The organism is Erythrobacter sp., from assembly GCF_038133525.1.
In the GTDB taxonomy this organism is placed as follows: Bacteria; Pseudomonadota; Alphaproteobacteria; order Sphingomonadales; family Sphingomonadaceae; genus Qipengyuania.
The window spans coordinates 1-260 of sequence record NZ_JAYPTL010000162.1; the positions used below are offsets into that span (position 1 = coordinate 1).

At 63.8% G+C, this 260-nt stretch carries 1 protein-coding gene; it reads right to left on the reverse strand.

Annotated elements, in window-relative coordinates; translation table 11 throughout:
- Positions 1-260, reverse strand: a 260-nt coding sequence (locus AAFM29_RS17525) for a dihydroxy-acid dehydratase (RefSeq protein WP_341714001.1), incomplete at both ends; no start/stop codon positions are given.

Sequence of the window (260 nt, forward strand, 5' to 3'; positions counted from 1 at the left end):
CAGGCCGCGCCCAGCCCCTTCGATTTCAGGTAGCTGGTGGGGTAGAGCATTTCCTGCATGCCCGGACCGCCACGCGGACCTTCGTAGCGGATCACCACGACTTCGCCCGCCTTGACGTCGCCCGCGAGAATGCCCGCGACCGAAGCCTCCTGGCTTTCATAGACGCGCGCGGGGCCGGTGAATTTCAGGATCTTTTCATCGACGCCCGCGGTCTTCACGATGCAGCCGTCCAATGCGATATTGCCGGTCAGCACGGCAAG